Below are 16,614 nucleotides of genomic sequence, written 5' to 3' on the forward strand. Positions count from 1 at the left end.
CGCGACACTAGGAATCCAGGATGCGCCCCCTCCTCCGCGCCCTGCTGCTCTCGACGCTCCTCGCCGCCGCGCCGGCCGCGCCGCCGGCCCTGGCGCAGACCACGCGCATCGTCGCGGTGGTCAATGGCGACATCGTCACCAGCGCCGACGTCGATGGCCGACGCCGCCTGTTCGCCATCAATGCCGGCCTGCCGGTCTCCCCCCAGGTGCTGGACCGCCTGACCCCGCAGGTGACCCGCCTGCTGGTGGACGAGCGGCTGCGCATGCAGGAGGTGCAGCGCCGCCGCGTCGCCGTCACCGATGTGGACGTGGCCAGCGCCGTCGCCGACCTCGAGCGCCGCAACAACCTGGCGGAGGGCCAGCTGGTGGCGCAGCTGCGCCGCGCCGGCGTCGAGCCCCGCGTACTCTATGACCAGATCCGCGTGCAGATCGGCTGGGCCCGGCTGATCCGCGCGCTGCTCGGCCCGCAGGCCCGGCCGGGCGAGGCGGAGATCAACGACTACATTGCGGCCCAGAAGGCCCGCACCGGGCAGCCGGAATTCCTTGTCTCGGAGATCTTCATCCCGGTGGACGACCCCTCCGAGGCGCCGCAGGTGCAGCGCTTCGTGGACGATGTGGTCGGGCAGCTCCGCGCCGGCGTGCCCTTCCCGCTGGCGGCGACGCAGTTCAGCCAGTCGCAGACCGCGCTGGCCGGCGGCGACCTGGGCTGGGTGGGGCCGGAGGCGCTGGACCCCGCGGTGGCCTCGGTCGTCAACCAGATGCCGCCGGGCGCGATCGCCAACCCGATCCGGGTGCCGGGCGGCTACCAGATCGTCGCGCTGCGCCAGCGCCGCCTGGTCGGTCGCGACGAGGTGACCATCCTCAGCATGCGCCAGGTGTTCTTCCCCTTCACCGCGGCGCTCAACCCCGACGCGCCGGACGCGCAGCAGCTCCAGCAGTTGCAGCGGGCGCAGGCGCTGGCCGGCTCGGTGCGCGGCTGTGAGGGGATGGAGGCGGCATCCCGGAGCACCGGCAGCGACCGCCCGGCCGATCCTGGCGAGGTGCGGCTGGAGCAGCTGAACCCGCCGCCGCTGCGCCAGATGATCGCCGGCCTGGCGATCGGGCGCGCGAGCGAGCCCATCATCGCCCCGGACGGCATCGCCGTGATCATGGTCTGCTCGCGTGAGCGTCGGAACGAGGGCGAGGTCACGCCCGACATGGCGCGCTCCGCGATCGTGCGCGACCGCGCGGAGCTGCTGGCCCGCCAGCTGCAGCGCGACCTGCGCCGCCGCGCCCAGATCGAGATGAGGAATACGTGATTCGGTGCCCTCAGACGCCGGGCGCCGTTGTTTTTTGGCGCCCTCAGACGCCGGGCGCCGCCTCCGGCGGCTTGGCTTGCGCGCCACGCACTGATGCACGTGCCGGACAGACGCTCTGGGCGCGGCTGGCCTTCAGCCGCTCGGGCTGCGCCGCGGCCCGCCTGCACTGATCGAGCAGCCTCGCGATAGCATGGTGGATGGGTTGCCCTCGCTGCGCGAGACGATCGCGCGGCATGGGTTGGAGGCGCGGAAGGCGCTTGGACAGCACTTCCTGCTCGATCCCGCGCTTTGCGCCCGCATCGCCATGGCGGCCGGTCCGATGGAAGGGCGGCAGGTGCTGGAAGTCGGGCCCGGACCCGGCGGGCTGACGCGTGCCCTGCTCGCCACCGCTGCCGAGAAGGTCGTGGCGGTGGAGCTCGACCGCCGCGCCGTCGCGGCACTCGCGGAGCTCGCGGCCGCCTATCCGGGCCGGCTGGAGATCATCGAGGGCGATGCGCTGAAGCTCGACCCGAAGGTGCTGCTCGCGGCGCCGCGCCGGATCGTGGCGAACCTGCCGTACAACGTCGGCACGCCGCTGCTCGTCGGCTGGCTGCGGCAGGCCGCGGCGCTCGAATCCATGACGCTGATGTTCCAGCAGGAAGTGGCCGAGCGCATCACCGCGGCGCCGGGCACGGAGGCCTATGGCCGGCTCGGCGTGCTGGCGCAGTGGCGCTGCCGCTGCACGCTGCTGCTGACGCTGCCGCCCGGCGCCTTCAGCCCGCCGCCCAAGGTCTGGTCGGCCGTAGTCGGGCTGGTGCCGCATGCGGAAGATCCCGGCCCGGCGCTGTTCGCGGCGATGGAGCGCCTGACCGCCGCCGCCTTCGGCCAGCGTCGCAAGATGCTGCGCGGCGCGCTGAAGTCGCTCGGCGACGCGGAGGGGCTGCTGGCGGCGGCCGGCATCGCCGGCGAACGCCGCGCGGAGACGCTGACGATTGCGGAGTTCGACCGGCTCGCGCGGACACTCCTCGACCGCGGTTGACCTTGTGCCTTTCGCGGCCGGGCGCTTACCTGCCGGCCCGCGCAACCCGAACGGACGAAAAATGCTGCCGCAGACGCCGACCGTGATGTTCGCCCATGTCGCCTATCGCTTCGCGGAACGCTACGCGGCGCGCGGCGGCCAGCTGCCCGTCATCGAGGTGCGCAGCCTCGACGAGCTGGAGGCGCGGATCGGCGAGGCGGATGTGCTGCTCGTCTCCGGCTTCTGGCGCAACCACCTGGCGAAGCCGGGCGGGCGCCTGAAGTTCATCCAGTCCATCAGCGCCGGCGTCGACCAGTACGACCGCGCCGCGCTCGCCGCAGCCGGCATCCGCCTCGCTTCCGCGCAGGGTGCGAACGCCAACGCCGTCAGCGAGCACGCGATGGCGCTGATCCTGGCGATGGCGCGGCGCATCCCGGAAGCCTGCGCCAACCAGGCGCAGCGCCACTGGCGCGGCATGATCGGCGACCTGACACGGCGCGAGGACGAGCTCGGCGGCAAGACGCTGCTCGTCGTCGGCATCGGCCGCATCGGCGGGCGGCTCGCGCGGCTGGCCAAGGCCTTCGACATGAAGGTCGTCGGCCTGCGCCGCGACCCGGAGAAGGGCGCGGAGGGCGCCGACGAGATCCATCCGATGTCCGCCCTGAAGGCGCAGCTGCCGCGCGCCGACATCGTCGCGCTGACCTGCGCGCTGACCGAGGAGACGCGCGGCCTGATGAATGCCGCGGCCTTCGCCGCGATGAAGCCGGGTGCCGCGCTGGTGAATGTCGCGCGCGGGCGCGTCTGCGACGAGGCGGCGCTGATCACCGCGCTGCAATCCGGCCGGATCGGCCAGGCCGCGCTGGACGTGACGGCGGACGAGCCGCTGCCGGCCGAGAGCCCGCTCTGGGCGATGCCGAACGTGCTGGTCACGCCGCATACCGGCGGCGAGACGCGGCGCTACGAGGACAATGTCCTCGACCTGATGGAGGAGAACCTGGCGCGGCTGCGCCGCGGCGAGGCCGCGCTGTTCAACCAGGTGGTCTGAACCCGGGGGCGGGTATCAACCGCCGAGACGCTCGGCGAGCAGCCTGTCGAGCTCCGGCAGCAGCACGATGCCGTCCTGGTCGCTGCCGGAGGAATGCACCACGATCCAGGTGCAGGGCGCGCCGCTTTCGTTGCTCGGCGCATGCGGCACGTCGGCGGGGATGAAGATCTGCTCGCCCTGGCGCACCTCGACGCGGTGCTCCAGCCTCTCGCCGTAATGCACGGCGCAGCTTCCTTCCAGCATGTAGGCGATGGTCTCGATGCCCTCGTGGTAGTGGACCTTCGCGCGGATGCCGGGCGGCATCGGCAGCACGTTCATGCACACATGCGCGGCGCCGACCGTCTCGGCCGAGGCGCCCGCGCCATAGGTGAAGCCCTGCCGGCCGACATAGGTCCGCCCCGGCGACACCACCTGCACACGCTCCGTCTCCGCCATGGCTCCCTCCCTCGCTGCCGCGCGGTCGGGCGTGCCCTTCAGCCGGTGGCCGCCTCGATCTCCGCGCGGGTCATCAGGTCCGCGTATTTCTGGCCCATGTCGAACAGGTTCGCCTCATGCGGGCCGAGCGCGCGGTCGCCCACGCAGTCGGTCGCCACGATGGTGCGGAAATTGTGCTGCATCGAATCCACCACCGTCGCGCGCACGCAGCCCGAGGTGGTGCAGCCCGCCACCACCACCGTGTCGGCCCGCTGCTGCGTCAGCCACATCGCGAGGTTGGTGGCGAAGAAGCCGGAGGCGCCCTGTTTGCGGACAATGTGCTCGCCCTTCACCGGCGTCAGTTCCGGCACGATCTGCGACAGCGGCGAATGCTCGGTCAGCTTCAGCAGCGGCGGCGACTTGCGCGTGAAGACGCCGGCATCCGCGCCGTCATCGGCATAGACCACGCGGGTATGAGCCACGGGCCAGTGGCGCTGCCGCGCGAAGGCCAGCAGCTTCACCGTCTGCTCGATGGCAGGGCCGATGTTGCCGCCGCCGAAGTGTTCGGGATCGGCGAAGCCGTTGACGAAATCCACGATCACCAGCGCCGGCCGCGTGCCCATTCCGGCGCGCTGGCCCATGCCCTGGCGATGGTAGATGTCGGCTTCGGGGTGACCGGACATTATGCGGTGCCTCCGACGGATGCTGCGCCGGCCCCCACCCCGACCCTCCCCCGCACGGCGGGGGAGGGAGCGTGGCGCGGGCTCATCAGGCCCTCCCCCGCCGTGCGGGGGAGGGTTGGGAGGGGGCGCTTCACGCCACATCCTCCAGGTCGCGCAGCGACTGGATCATGGAGGAGCGCAGCAGGTAGGCGCGGTGCTTCTCCGGGTCCGCGACGATGCCGCGCAGCTCGTCGTGGTACGCCTTGCGCACCGCCGGATCGCGCTGGTTCAGCAGCTGGCGGTTGCGCAGGGCCTGCTGCTGCACGACGTCCAGCGCCACCTTTCGCCGCTGCCGCGAATAGCGCTCCATCAGCGAAAGGTCGGCCTCGCCGCGCCACACCGCCGAGAGCTTCTGCGCCAGGTTGAAGGCGTCGTGCACGCCGCCATTCATCCCCATGCCGCCGAGCGGGTTGTTGATATGCGCAGCATCGCCCGCCAGGAACACGCGCCCCTTCACGTAGCTGTCCGCCACGCGCTCATGCACGCGATAGGCGGTGCGGTGGCGGATCTCGTAGCCCGCCGGGTTCGGCCACACGCCCTGCATCCGTTCCTGGATGCGCGCGGGCGCCAGCATCCTCGCCTCGTCCGCCGCTTCCTCCGGCGCCGTCGGCAGCAGCACGCGCCACAGCCCCGCCGCCTGCAGCAGCACGAACCATTCCTCGGGGTCCGAGATGTAGGCGATGTTCGCCACATCCGGGATGTGGTCCTCGAAGCGGAAGGTGGTGGAGAGCGTCAGGTAGGTCTCGGGGATCGTCATCCCGTCGAAGCCGATGCCGAGCGAGCGGCGCACCGCGCTGCGCGCACCATCCGCGCCGACGAGATAGGCGCCGGCGATCTTCTCCGCGCTGCCGTCCGGCCGCTCGATCGTCAGCGTCACGCCATCGGCGTCCTGCGCGACCTCGGTCGCCTTCGCGTCGTAGAGGAATTCCACGTCGGGGTTGTCGGCCAGGATGTCGCGCAGCATGCGCGTCAGCCGCCACTGCTCACATTGCAGCCGGTAGGGATGCGCCGTGTCGTCCTTCAGGCGCGCCATCTCGAAGGTGGCGATCGGCCCGGTCGCGCGGTCGCGGAACTGCCAGGTCGGGCAGATCAGCCCCTGCGCGATCAGACGATCCACCACGCCCGGGAAGCGGCCGAGCATGTCGAGCGTCGGCGGATGGAAGGTGGAGGCACGCAGGTCGTCCGGCAGGTCGCGCTCCTGCTCCACGATGGTGACCGGGATGCCTTCCCCGGCGAGGTAGGCGGCAGCGACCAGCCCCGCGGGGCCGGCGCCGGCGACGATCACGCGACGCGACTTGTCCATTCCGTGACTCCGATCCGCGGCGAAGATGCCCCGGAGCCGCGTTCTTGCCCAGGCCCGCGGCCGGGGCATCTATGGCGTATGAACCTCCCCTTCCTGTCGCGCCCGCCGCGGGTCGCGCTGCTCCGCCTCTCGGGCCTCATCGCCGCGCGCACCGGCGGCTTCACGCCCTCCGGCATCTCCGCCGCCTCCATGGCGCCGCTGATCAGGCGCGCCTTCGCGCTGCGGCACCTGGCGGGCGTCGTGCTGGTCGTGAACTCGCCGGGTGGCTCCCCGGTGCAGTCGAGCCTGGTCGCGCAGCGCATCCGCCGCCTGGCGGAGGAGAAGAAGGTGCCGGTGATCGCCTGCGTCGAGGATGCGGCCGCCTCGGGCGGCTACTGGCTGGCCTGCGCGGCGGACGAGATCGTGGCCGACCCTGCCTCCATCCTTGGCTCCATCGGGGTGATCAGCGCCGGCTTCGGCCTGTCGGACACGCTGTCGCGCTGGGGCGTGGAGCGCCGCCTGCACACTGCCGGGGCGGAAAAGAGCTTCATGGACCCGTTCCGCCCGGAACGGCCCGAGGATGTGGCGCGCCTGCGCGACCTGCTGGATGAGTTGCACGAGACCTTCAAGGACTGGGTCCGCGCCCGCCGCGGACCCAAGCTGAAGGCGCCAGAGGAGGAGCTCTTCACCGGCCGGTTCTGGACCGGGAAGCAGGCCGTGGCGCTCGGCCTCGCGGACCGTCTCGGCGAGGCTTCCGGTGAGATCAAGGCGCGCTTCGGCGAGAAGGCGAAGGTCGTCCCGATCGGCGCCCGCCGCCCGCCCTGGCCGGTGCGGCTTCTGCCGGGCCTCTCGGCGGATGCGCTGCTCGCCGCGGCCGAGGAACGCGCGGCCTGGGCTCGGCTGGGGCTCTGAACGCCGCCCCGGCCGATCCGGCGGGTCATCTCCGGCGCCCAGCATCAAGATCCGGTGATGCCCTCCGGGCGCGATGCGGGTGGGTTTCCGGCGAGTGCTAGGTTCGGGGCCGGCCACGGGCCGTTCCGGCCTCCGCCGCCGCGACACGGGAGTGTGCTCGGATGCTCCGCGATGCGCAGGATCACGCCGTGTCGGGCGCGACAAGCGATGCTCTTGCACCCTATGAGGCCGCCGTCCGCTCCCTTGCGCTGATGCATGGCGACCCGGTCGCGCGCTTCGACGCCGCGATCGCCGCCGCGCCGGACTTCGCCATGGCGCGCATCGGCAAGGCCTGGGCCATGGTGCTGCCCAACGACCCCGTCACGCGCGCCATGGCGGAAGCGCTGCTCGATACGATCCGGCCCCTCCGCCTGCTGCCGCGCGAGGAAGCGCATCTGGCGGCGCTCAGCCGCGCCGTGGACCGATCCCGCGGTGCTGCCGTGGACATCCTCGAGCGCCACCTGATGGCCTTCCCGCGCGACCTGCTGGGCCACACCATCGCTGTCATGCTCGACGTCTATCTCGGGCGCCTGTCGCGGGTCGCTGCGCGCATCGCGCGCGCCCTGCCCCTCTGGTCACGGGAGATGGACGGCTACGGCTCGATGCTCGCCTTCCATGCCTTCGGCCTGGAGGAAGCGGGCGACTACGCGCGGGCCGAGGAGGAATCGCGGCAGGCCGCGGAGCTCGAGCCGCTGGGCTTCTTCCCGCATCACACCGTCGCCCATGTCATGGAGATGACCGGCCGGCCCGAATCCGGCCTCGGCTGGATGGCGACCCGCGAAGCGTTGTGGGCCTCGCCCGAGCATGGCTACCAGCTCCATCTCTGGTGGCATCGCGCCCTGTTCCATCTCGAGCTCGGCCAGAATGCGGAGGCGCTCGCGATCTGCGACGGGCCTGTCATGCGCACCCAGCGCCGCCTCGCCTCCCATCTCGCCAACACGACCTCGCTGCTCTGGCGGCTGCAGATCGCCGGCTGCGACGGCGGGGCGCGCTGGGCAGAGCTGGCGGCGCTGTGGGAGGGGCACGCAGACGGCACGGCGGTCCCGTTCACCGACATTCATGCGGCCATGGCCGAGCTCGCATCCGGCCAGGAGGGACGCTGCGAGGCGCGCCTCGTCGCCATGCGGCAGGTCGCGGCCGGCGATGGCGAGATGGCGCATTCCTACCGCAAGGTCGCGGTTCCGGTGGTCGAGGCGCTCTCCGCCTTCCATCGCGGCGCCCATGCGGAAGCGGTGGAGCGCCTGCTGCCCGCGCGCGGCGACCTGTGGCTGATGGGCGGCAGCCACGCGCAACGCGACGTGATCGAGTGGACGCTGACGGAGGCCGCGATCCGGGCGGGCTTGCACGACGTGGCGCTCGCCCTGGCGCATGAGCGGCTCGCGAACCGCCCGCGCAGCATTCCGAACCGCCGCTGGCTGCAGGCCGCCCAGCCCGTCGCGCACTGACGCGCGCCGGCCCGTCACGCGGCGGCAGTCGCCTGTCGCGGCCGCCGCCCGACGAGATAGGTCGCGCCCTGCGGCCCGACGGCCTCGGCATGCGGGATGTTCGCCGCCAGCTCGAAGCAGTCCCCCACGCCGTAGCGCCGGCTCTCGCCCTCGCAGGTCAGGATGAGCTCGCCGTCCAGGATCAGCAGGCGCGCGTCGAAGGGATGGGTGTGCTCCGGCGCCGTCTGGCCCGGCTCCATCCGGCGGTCCAGCGGGCCGGCATAACCATCGGCCCGAAGCCCGGCCTCCCAGGTCGCGCGATCCATCCGATCATCCCTCCTCACAGTCCAGCCACGCCGGGGCCCAGCGTCTCGAACAGTCGCGCCAGCAAGCGCGTGCGGGGCACCAGGCAGGCCAGCTCGATGTATTCCTCGCGCGTGTGCGGGCCGCCGCCGATCGCGCCGAGCCCGTCCAGCGTCGGCACGCCGAGCGCGCCGGTGAAGTTGCCGTCGCTGCCACCGCCCGCCACGCGCTCCCCGGCGGAGGGCAGCCCCGTCTCGACCGCCAGCGCCGCGGCGTGGTCATAGAGCGCCTGGATCGCAGGCGTCTTCGTGTAGGGCGGCCGCCCCAGCCCCTCCGTCACCTCGGTCCGCACATCCGCGTCGTGGCACGGCAAGGCATGGACGGCGTCGCGCAGCTCCCGCGCTTCCGCTTCCGTCGGCACCAGCGCGTAGCAGATGGCGCGGCATTCGGCGGGGACCATGTTCTCATGCGTGCCGCCCTGCACCAGGCCGATGTTCACGCAGAAATTCCGCGCATGGTCGGTCAGCGCCTCCAGCGCCAGGATGTGATGCGCCATCTCCCGCACGGCGCTGCGCCCCTCGGCGTGATAGGCGCCGGCATGGGCCGGGCGCCCGAGCGTGCGCAGGTGCCAGCGGGCGATACCATGGCGGGCCACCGTGAACTTGCCGCCTTCGCCGGAGGGTTCCACGACCAGCACGGCGCGGTGTTTCCGTGCCTCGGCCTCGATGGCGGTGCGGGAGGTCGGGCTGCCGACCTCCTCGTCCGGGATCATCATGACGGTGACCGGCGTCCGCGGGCGGCGGCCTTGCGCGTGCAGGTGGCGCAGCGCCTCCAGCGCCATCGCGTCGCCGCCCTTCATGTCGTAGATCCCCGGGCCATAGGCGCGCTCGCCCGCCACCCGAAAACCGAAGCTGCCGCGCTGATGCACCGTGTCCATATGGCCGAGCAGCAGCAGCCCCGGCCCTGTCTCCGCGCCCGGGACGCGGCCGATCAGGATGTCCCCGAAGCCGCCCCGGCCGGGGGTGCGCTCGATGGCCGAGCCGAGACCGCGCAGCAGGCCCTCCGCATGGTCCGCCAAGCGGTTCACCCCGGCGACGTCATTGGTGGGGCTCTCGATCTCCACCCAGGCCCGGACCGCCGCCAGCAGCGCCCCGGTCGTCAGCGCCGTCACGCCGAGACCTGCGCGATCCAGTCCTGCAGGTTGTAGTAGGTCGTCACCCGCGCAATCTTCCCGTCCGCAATGGCCAGGAAGGCGCCGGCCGGCAGGCGATAGGCCTGGCCCCGGGCCTCCGGCAGGCCGGGCTCGGTGCGGAGGTATCTTCCCACGACCACGAATTCCGCCGCGGCGCGGGTGCCCGTGGCATCCGCCATGACCACGATGTCCTCCAGCCGCTCCTCATAAGCGGCGTCCATCTGGGCCATGAAGGCGCGGAAGGCCGGCAGCCCGATCCGCCGCCCGCCCTGGTTCACGTCATGCGCCACATCCGCGGCCAGCAGGGCGCACATTGCCGCCCGGTCGCCTGCATTGAAGGCGGCGTAATAGGCGCCAACCAGCGCCTCGGCGGCCGCGCGCGGCGTCGTTTCGGTCATCATGCCCTCCCGGCGCAGTTGGCCCTTGGCCCCGGCTGGTCTATTCCGCGCCCCGAGATGCCCGAAAAGCCCCCCTCCTTCCAGGACATGATCCTGCGCCTCCATCGCTTCTGGGGCGAGCAGGGTTGCCTGATCCTGCAGCCCTACGACATGGAGGTCGGCGCCGGCACCTTCCACCCGGCGACCACGCTGCGCGCGCTCGGCCCGAAGCCCTGGAACGCCGCCTATGTGCAGCCCAGCCGCCGCCCCGCGGACGGCCGCTACGGCGAGAACCCGAACCGGCTGCAGCACTACTACCAGTACCAGGTCATCCTGAAGCCGAGCCCGCCCGACCCGCAGCGCCTGCTGATCGAGAGCTACCGCGCGCTCGGCATCGACCCGATGCTGCACGACATCCGCTTCGTCGAGGACGATTGGGAAAGCCCGACGCTCGGCGCCTGGGGGCTGGGCTGGGAAGTGTGGTGCGACGGGATGGAGGTGACGCAGTTCACCTATTTCCAGCAGGTCGGCGGCATCCCCTGCGAGGTGCCGAGCTGCGAGCTGACCTATGGCCTCGAGCGGCTGGCGATGTACATCCAGGGCGTCGAGAACGTCTACGACCTGGATTTCAACGGCCGCGGCGTAACCTATGGCGACGTCTTCAAGCGCGCCGAGGTGGAATACTCGCACCACAACTTCGAGGCCGCGGACACCGCGATGCTGTTCCAGCACTTCGCCGACGCCGAGAAGGAATGCACCGCCCTGGTGGAGCGCGGCCTGGCGTTGCCGGCCTATGACCAGTGCATCAAGGCGAGCCACCGCTTCAACCTGCTGGATGCGCGCGGCGCGATCAGCGTGGCCGAGCGGCAGGCCTATATCGGGCGCGTGCGGAACCTGGCGAAGCGCTGCTGTGAGGCCTGGCTGGCGGGGGAGAAGGCCGCGTGAGCTTGCCGGGCGGGGCCCTTTCTACCATATGCCACGCGCTTTCTACCATGAGGGCGCCATGGGCCAGTTGAACATCAAGAGCGACCGTGCGGACGAACTCGTCACCCGCTTGGTGGCGCTGACCGGCGAGAGCAAGACCCAGGCGGTGGTGACCGCACTGCGGGAACGGCTGGCGCGGGTCGAGCAGGAAAAGGGCGCAAGGCCGGGCCGGCATCCCGACTATGAGAAGCGGTTGAAGATTATCCGCGAGGCTGCCGACGCGATCAGTGCGATGATCCCACCGCATCTGCGGACCAGCGACCACTCCGATCTCTATGACGAGAACGGATTGCCCAAGTGATCCTGGACACTTCGGCCATTGTCGCCATCGTCTCGCGCGAGCCTGACGCCGCGCGCTTCGAGCACGAACTGGCCGGCGCCGAGACCGTACAGCTTTCGGCCGCGACGTTGCTGGAGGCGACGATGGTCGTCGAAGGCCGCGGCGGGCCAAGGGCCGAGGCGCGACTTGCGCGCCTGCTCGGCGACCTGGCCGCAGAGGTCTGCCCAGTGACCCAGCAGACCGTCCGGATCGCACAGGCCGGCTGGCGCCGCTTCGGCAAGGGGCGGCACAAGGCCGGCCTCAATTTCGGCGATTGTTTCGCCTATGCGCTCGCGATCGAGCGTGACGAGCCGCTGCTGTTCAAGGGCGACGACTTCGCCCAGACCGATGTGAAAAGGGCGCTGTAGCGCATGCCCGAACTCCTGCTCGAACTGTTCAGCGAGGAAATCCCCGCGCGCATGCAGGCGCGCGGCGCCGAGGATCTTTCGCGCGTTGTCGCGGCGGCGCTGGCGCCGGTGATGCTGGGCGCGCCGCGCGCCTTCCACGGACCGCGCCGCATCGCTGTGACGGCGACGCTCCGTGCCGAGGTCACGACCGAGGGCAAGGAGGAACGCGGGCCGCGGGTGAGCGCGCCGGAACCGGCGCTCGCCGGCTTCCTCAAGAAGCATGGCGCGGAGAGGTCGGCGCTGGTGGAGCGCAACGGCTTCTGGGTGCTCGACAAGCCCGGCGAGACGCTCGCGGCACGCGACCTCATCGCGCGCGAGATGCCGAAGCTGATCCGCGGCTTCGCTTGGCCGAAATCCATGCGCTGGGGAACGGGCGGCAGCCTCACCTGGGTGCGCCCCCTGCAGCGCATCCTCTGCCTGCTGGATGGCGACGTCGTGCCCTTCGACCTCCGGCAGGGCGAAGACGACGCGCATGGGCTGCGCAGCGCGAACCTGACGGAAGGCCACCGCGTGATGGCGCCGGGAGAGGTTTCCGTCTTCTCCTTCGCCAGCTACGAGGCCGAGCTGCGCCACCGCCGCGTCGTGCTCGACGCCGCCGAGCGCATGCAGATCATCGAGGATGGGCTGAACGCGCTGGCCGCCGCGCAAGGCGTGCGCGTGGTGCCGGATCGCGGCCTGCTGGAGGAAGTGTCGGGCCTGGTGGAATGGCCTGTGCCGCTGCTCGGCCGCATCGACGACGCCTTCATGGACCTGCCGCCGGAGCTGATGCGCACCACGATGCGCGTCAACCAGCGCTACTTCGCGATGGTGAAGCCGGACGGCTCCGCCGCGCCCTTCTTCGGCGTGGTCGCGAACATCGCCGCCAACGATGGCGGCGGGGCGCTGGTCGCCGGCAACGAACGCGTGCTGCGCGCGCGCCTTTCCGACGCGCGCTTCTTCTGGGACCAGGACCGCAAGCAGAAGCTGGAGGATTTCCTCCCGAAGCTCGACGAGGTCGTGTTCCACGCGAAGCTCGGCACGCAGGGCCAGCGCGTGGCGCGTCTGGAGCGCCTGGCGCGTTGGCTTGCCCCGCATGTCGGTGCGGACGCGAACCTCGCCGCACGCGCGGCGCAGCTTGCCAAGGCGGACCTTGCCTCCGGCATGGTGGGCGAGTTCCCCGAGCTGCAGGGCGTGATGGGCCGCTACTACGCGCGCGCTGGCGGCGAGGATGCCTGCGTGGCGGACGCGATCGGCACGCAGTATCGCCCGCTCGGCCCCGGCGATGCGGTGCCCGCCGAACCCACCGCGATCGCCGTCGCGCTGGCCGACAAGCTCGACACGCTCGCCGGCTTCTTCGCGGCCGATGAGCGCCCGACCGGCAGCGGCGATCCTTTTGCGCTGCGCCGCGCGGCGCTCGGCATCATCCGCATCATCCGCGAGAACGGCCTGCGCCTGCGCCTCGCCGGCGCCTTCGCCGAGGCCTTCTTCGGCTTCCCGCAGGCGGTCGGCGTCTCCCCGGCGCCGGAATTCGGCATGGCGGTCGCGCAGGAGAAGCTGAACGCCGGCTGGAGGCCGCCGGCCGACAGCGCGCATCCGCCGATGGTCTCGGCCTTCGCGGCCGGCCTGGTGGACTTCCTCGCCGAGCGCCTCCGCGTGCAGCTCCGCGCCGAGGGCGCGCGGCACGATGTCGTCGCCGCAGCCTTCACCGCCGGCGAGGATGATCTGCTGCGCCTGCTCGCCCGCGCCGACGCACTGAAGGATCTGGTCGAGTCCGACACGGGCCGTAACCTCCTGGCCGCCTACAAGCGGGCAGCGAATATCCTGCGCATCGAGGAGAAGAAGGACGGCCCCCACACCGGCGCGGTGGACGCCGCCCTGCTGGCACTGCCCGAGGAACAGGCCCTCGCCGCCGCCCTCGATGCCGCCGAACCCGCCGCGAAGACGGCCCTGGCGGACGAAAAATACCCCGAGGCGATGGCAGCGCTTGCCGCGCTGCGCGGGCCGGTGGACGCCTTCTTCGACCGGGTGACGGTCAACGCACCCGAAAAGGAACTCCGGCAGAACCGTCTGCGCTTGCTCAACCGGCTGCGAAGCGCCATGGACGCCGTGGCCGACTTCTCGAAACTCGAGGGCTAGTCCAGGCCCCGCCCCGCCCCCCCCCCCGCCCGGGGGAGAGGGAGACGTTCATCAGGAGACGCGCTGCATGACCAAGTGGGTGTACAGCTTCGGGGCCGGCCACAACGAAGGCCGCGCGGACATGCGCAACCTGCTCGGCGGCAAGGGCGCGAACCTGGCCGAGATGGCGAGCATCGGCCTGCCCGTGCCGCCCGGCTTCACCGTGACCACCGAGGTCTGCACCTACTACTACGCCCACAAGCACACCTACCCCGAGGATCTGCGCGGCCAGGTGAGCGAGGCACTCGCGCGTGTGGAGGCCGCCGTCGGCGCGAAGTTCGGCGACACGCACAAGCCGCTGCTCGTCTCCGTGCGCTCCGGCGCCCGCGTCTCGATGCCGGGCATGATGGACACGGTGCTGAACCTCGGCCTGAACGACGCGACCGTCGACGGCCTCGCCGCCGCCTCCGGCGATGCGCGCTTCGCCTGGGACAGCTACCGCCGCTTCATCCAGATGTTCGGCTCCGTCGTGCTCGGCGTGGACCACCACCGCTTCGAGGAAATCATCGAGCATGTGAAGCTCGACAAGGGCGCGACGGAGGACACGGAGCTCGACGCGACCGACTGGCACCGCGTCGTCGCGGGCTACAAGGACATGGTGGAGGAAGTCACCGGCAAGCCCTTCCCGCAGGACCCGCACCAGCAGCTCTGGGGCGCGATCGGCGCGGTGTTCGGCAGCTGGATGAACCCGCGCGCCAACACCTATCGCCGCCTGCACGACATTCCCGCCGACTGGGGCACCGCGGTCAACGTCCAGGCCATGGTGTTCGGCAACATGGGCAATGACTGCGCCACCGGCGTCTGCTTCACGCGCGATCCCAGCACCGGCGAGAACGTCTTCTACGGCGAGTACCTGATCAATGCGCAGGGCGAGGACGTCGTCGCCGGCATCCGCACGCCGCAGCCCATGGCGAAGGAGCGCTCCAAGCCCGGCGAGAAGAGCATGGAAGAAGCCATGCCGGGCGCCTATGCGGAACTCGTGCAGGTGCGCGCGACGCTGGAAAAGCACTACCGCGACATGCAGGACATCGAGTTCACGGTGCAGCAGAACAAGCTGTACATGCTGCAGACACGCAACGGGAAGCGCACCGCCGCGGCCTCGCTCAAGATTGCCGTGGACATGGCGCGCGAGGGCCTGATCGACCAGACGGAGGCGGTGAAGCGCGTCGACCCCAAGGCCCTCGACCAGCTGCTGCATCCGACGCTCGATCCCAAGGCGCCGCGGAAGTCGCTGGCCAAGGGCCTGCCCGCCTCCCCCGGTGCCGCCTGCGGCGTCGTCGTCTTCTCCGCCGACGAGGCGGAGACGCGCGCGGCGAAGGGCGAGGCGGTGATCCTCGTGCGCATCGAGACGTCGCCCGAGGACATCCACGGCATGCACGCCGCGAAGGGCATCCTCACCACACGCGGCGGCATGACCAGCCACGCCGCCGTGGTCGCGCGCGGCATGGGCCGCCCCTGCGTGGCCGGCGCCGGCTCCATCACCGTGGACTACGCGCAGCAGGTGCTCTCGGCCGGCGGCCAGCGCGTGCAGGCGGGCGAGACCATCACCCTCGACGGCGCCACCGGCGAAGTGTTCCGCGGCGCCGTCGCGATGATCGAGCCGAAGCTGTCGGGCGATTTCGCGACGCTGATGGAGTGGGCAGACGGCGTTCGCAAGCTGAAGGTGCGCACCAACGCCGAGACCCCGCTCGACGCCGAAACCGCGAGGAAATTCGGCGCGGAGGGCATCGGGCTCTGCCGCACGGAGCACATGTTCTTCGATCCGGCGCGCATCGGCGCCGTGCGCCAGATGATCATGGCGGAGACCGAGACCGGGCGCCGCGCCGCGCTCTCGCGCCTGCTGCCCTTCCAGCGGCAGGACTTCGTGGACCTGTTCCGCATCATGGCGGGGCTGCCCGTCACGATCCGCCTGCTCGATCCGCCGCTGCACGAATTCCTGCCGCACAGCGCGGAGGAGATCGAGGAGGTCGCGGCCGATCTCGGCGCCGACGTCGCGGCGATGCAGCGGCGCGTGACGGAACTCTCGGAAGCCAACCCGATGCTCGGCCACCGCGGCTGCAGGCTCGGCATCACCTTCCCCGAGATCTACGAGATGCAGGCCCGCGCCATCTTCGAGGCCGCGGTCGCCATCGGCAAGGAAACCCACAAGGCGCCCGTGCCGGAGATCATGATCCCGCTGGTCATGACGAAGCGCGAGCTCGAGATCCTGCGCGCACTCGTGGACAAGGTGGCGCAGGAGGTCTTCGCCGAGACCGGCTACCACATCGAATACCTGGTCGGCACGATGATCGAGCTGCCGCGCGCCGCGCTGACCGCGGACGCCATCGCCGAAAGCGCCGACTTCTTCAGCTTCGGCACCAACGATCTGACCCAGACCGTCTTCGGCCTGTCGCGCGACGATGCCGGAAAATTCCTGCCGTACTACACGGAGAAGGGCATCCTGCCGAAGGACCCCTTCGTCTCCATCGACGTCGACGGCGTCGGCGCCCTGGTCGAGATCGCCGCGGAGAAGGGGCGCAAGGTCAAGGCTGACCTCAAGCTCGGCATCTGCGGCGAACACGGCGGCGACCCGGCCTCGATCCACTTCTGCGGCAAGGCAGGCCTCGACTACGTCTCCTGCTCGCCCTACCGCGTGCCCATCGCACGCCTCGCGGCCGCCCAGGCCGCGCTCGCCGGCGGCGGCGACAGGACGGCGTGAGGCCTCGCGTGCCGGCCACGGGGAGGGCTCTGCCCTCCCCGCACCCC

General features: G+C 71.3%; 16 protein-coding genes. 10 read left to right on the plus strand and 6 right to left on the minus strand.

The features are described from left to right. Positions 1-20 precede the first annotated feature (20 nt). The 3 genes from DFH01_RS00445 to DFH01_RS00455 all read left to right on the plus strand — a co-directional run bounded on the left by DFH01_RS00445 (position 21) and on the right by DFH01_RS00455 (position 3,340). Entirely contained in the window at positions 21-1,298 is a 1,278-nt protein-coding gene (locus DFH01_RS00445; RefSeq protein WP_109868445.1) for a peptidylprolyl isomerase, read from the plus strand. A gap of 190 nt (positions 1,299-1,488) precedes the next feature. After that, entirely contained in the window at positions 1,489-2,316 is an 828-nt protein-coding gene (gene rsmA / locus DFH01_RS00450; RefSeq protein WP_109868446.1) for a 16S rRNA (adenine(1518)-N(6)/adenine(1519)-N(6))-dimethyltransferase RsmA, read from the plus strand. 61 nt (positions 2,317-2,377) lie between these two features. After that, on the plus strand, positions 2,378-3,340 hold the full coding sequence (locus tag DFH01_RS00455; protein ID WP_109868447.1) for a D-2-hydroxyacid dehydrogenase: 963 nt from the start codon (positions 2,378-2,380) through the stop codon (positions 3,338-3,340). 15 nt (positions 3,341-3,355) lie between these two features. On the opposite strand, the gene DFH01_RS00460 is transcribed toward DFH01_RS00455, so the two are convergent. The 3 genes from DFH01_RS00460 to DFH01_RS00470 all read right to left on the minus strand — a co-directional run bounded on the left by DFH01_RS00460 (position 3,356) and on the right by DFH01_RS00470 (position 5,779). After that, positions 3,356-3,775, minus strand: coding sequence for a cupin domain-containing protein (locus DFH01_RS00460; protein ID WP_109868448.1), 420 nt, complete (start codon positions 3,773-3,775; stop codon positions 3,356-3,358). A 38-nt stretch (positions 3,776-3,813) separates the two neighbouring features. After that, positions 3,814-4,437 carry an isochorismatase family protein gene (locus tag DFH01_RS00465; RefSeq protein ID WP_109868449.1) on the minus strand — a complete coding sequence of 208 codons (624 nt, stop codon included), beginning with the start codon at positions 4,435-4,437 and terminating at the stop codon, positions 3,814-3,816. A gap of 130 nt (positions 4,438-4,567) precedes the next feature. Then, entirely contained in the window at positions 4,568-5,779 is a 1,212-nt protein-coding gene (locus DFH01_RS00470; RefSeq protein ID WP_109868450.1) for an FAD-dependent oxidoreductase, read from the minus strand. 78 nt (positions 5,780-5,857) lie between these two features. On the opposite strand from DFH01_RS00470, the gene DFH01_RS00475 reads away from it, so the two are divergent. Both DFH01_RS00475 and DFH01_RS00480 read left to right on the plus strand, forming a co-directional pair. Beyond that, positions 5,858-6,670 carry a S49 family peptidase gene (locus DFH01_RS00475; protein ID WP_109868451.1) on the plus strand — a complete coding sequence of 271 codons (813 nt, stop codon included), beginning with the start codon at positions 5,858-5,860 and terminating at the stop codon, positions 6,668-6,670. 161 nt (positions 6,671-6,831) lie between these two features. Then, entirely contained in the window at positions 6,832-8,154 is a 1,323-nt protein-coding gene (locus DFH01_RS00480) for a tetratricopeptide repeat protein (RefSeq protein ID WP_109868452.1), read from the plus strand. Between the two features lie 14 nt (positions 8,155-8,168). Here the strand turns inward: DFH01_RS00480 and DFH01_RS00485 are convergent, their stop codons facing one another. From DFH01_RS00485 to DFH01_RS00495, 3 genes are read right to left on the minus strand one after another with little or no spacing between them, the layout of a single operon-like run. Beyond that, positions 8,169-8,459, minus strand: coding sequence for a cupin domain-containing protein (locus DFH01_RS00485; protein ID WP_199231092.1), 291 nt, complete (start codon positions 8,457-8,459; stop codon positions 8,169-8,171). A gap of 14 nt (positions 8,460-8,473) precedes the next feature. Continuing rightward, the gene (locus DFH01_RS00490; protein ID WP_109868453.1) at positions 8,474-9,607 is read right to left on the minus strand and encodes a M20 family metallopeptidase; all 1,134 of its coding nucleotides are present in this window, start codon (positions 9,605-9,607) and stop codon (positions 8,474-8,476) included. Beyond that, a complete protein-coding gene (locus tag DFH01_RS00495; protein ID WP_442899680.1) occupies positions 9,604-10,026 on the minus strand; it encodes a ketosteroid isomerase-related protein in 423 nt (140 codons plus the stop codon). The genes DFH01_RS00490 and DFH01_RS00495 overlap by 4 nt, the downstream gene beginning before the upstream one ends. A 57-nt stretch (positions 10,027-10,083) precedes the next feature. On the opposite strand from DFH01_RS00495, the gene DFH01_RS00500 reads away from it, so the two are divergent. The 5 genes from DFH01_RS00500 (at position 10,084) to ppdK (ending at position 16,567) form a co-directional block, all read left to right on the plus strand. Then, positions 10,084-10,950 (plus strand): glycine--tRNA ligase subunit alpha, encoded by an 867-nt coding sequence (locus DFH01_RS00500; protein ID WP_109868455.1) that lies wholly within the window; start codon positions 10,084-10,086, stop codon positions 10,948-10,950. Positions 10,951-11,008: 58 nt separating this feature from the next. Next, entirely contained in the window at positions 11,009-11,290 is a 282-nt protein-coding gene (locus DFH01_RS00505) for a type II toxin-antitoxin system VapB family antitoxin (protein ID WP_109868456.1), read from the plus strand. Then, positions 11,287-11,676 carry a type II toxin-antitoxin system VapC family toxin gene (locus tag DFH01_RS00510; RefSeq protein WP_109868457.1) on the plus strand — a complete coding sequence of 130 codons (390 nt, stop codon included), beginning with the start codon at positions 11,287-11,289 and terminating at the stop codon, positions 11,674-11,676. The genes DFH01_RS00505 and DFH01_RS00510 overlap by 4 nt, the downstream gene beginning before the upstream one ends. Before the next feature lie 3 nt (positions 11,677-11,679). Continuing rightward, a complete protein-coding gene (gene glyS, locus DFH01_RS00515; protein ID WP_109868458.1) occupies positions 11,680-13,830 on the plus strand; it encodes a glycine--tRNA ligase subunit beta in 2,151 nt (716 codons plus the stop codon). A gap of 67 nt (positions 13,831-13,897) precedes the next feature. After that, on the plus strand, positions 13,898-16,567 hold the full coding sequence (gene ppdK / locus DFH01_RS00520; RefSeq protein WP_109868459.1) for a pyruvate, phosphate dikinase: 2,670 nt from the start codon (positions 13,898-13,900) through the stop codon (positions 16,565-16,567). Positions 16,568-16,614 lie beyond the last annotated feature (47 nt).

Source organism: Falsiroseomonas bella, assembly GCF_003173615.1.
GTDB classification, from domain to species: Bacteria; Pseudomonadota; Alphaproteobacteria; order Acetobacterales; family Acetobacteraceae; genus Falsiroseomonas; species Falsiroseomonas bella.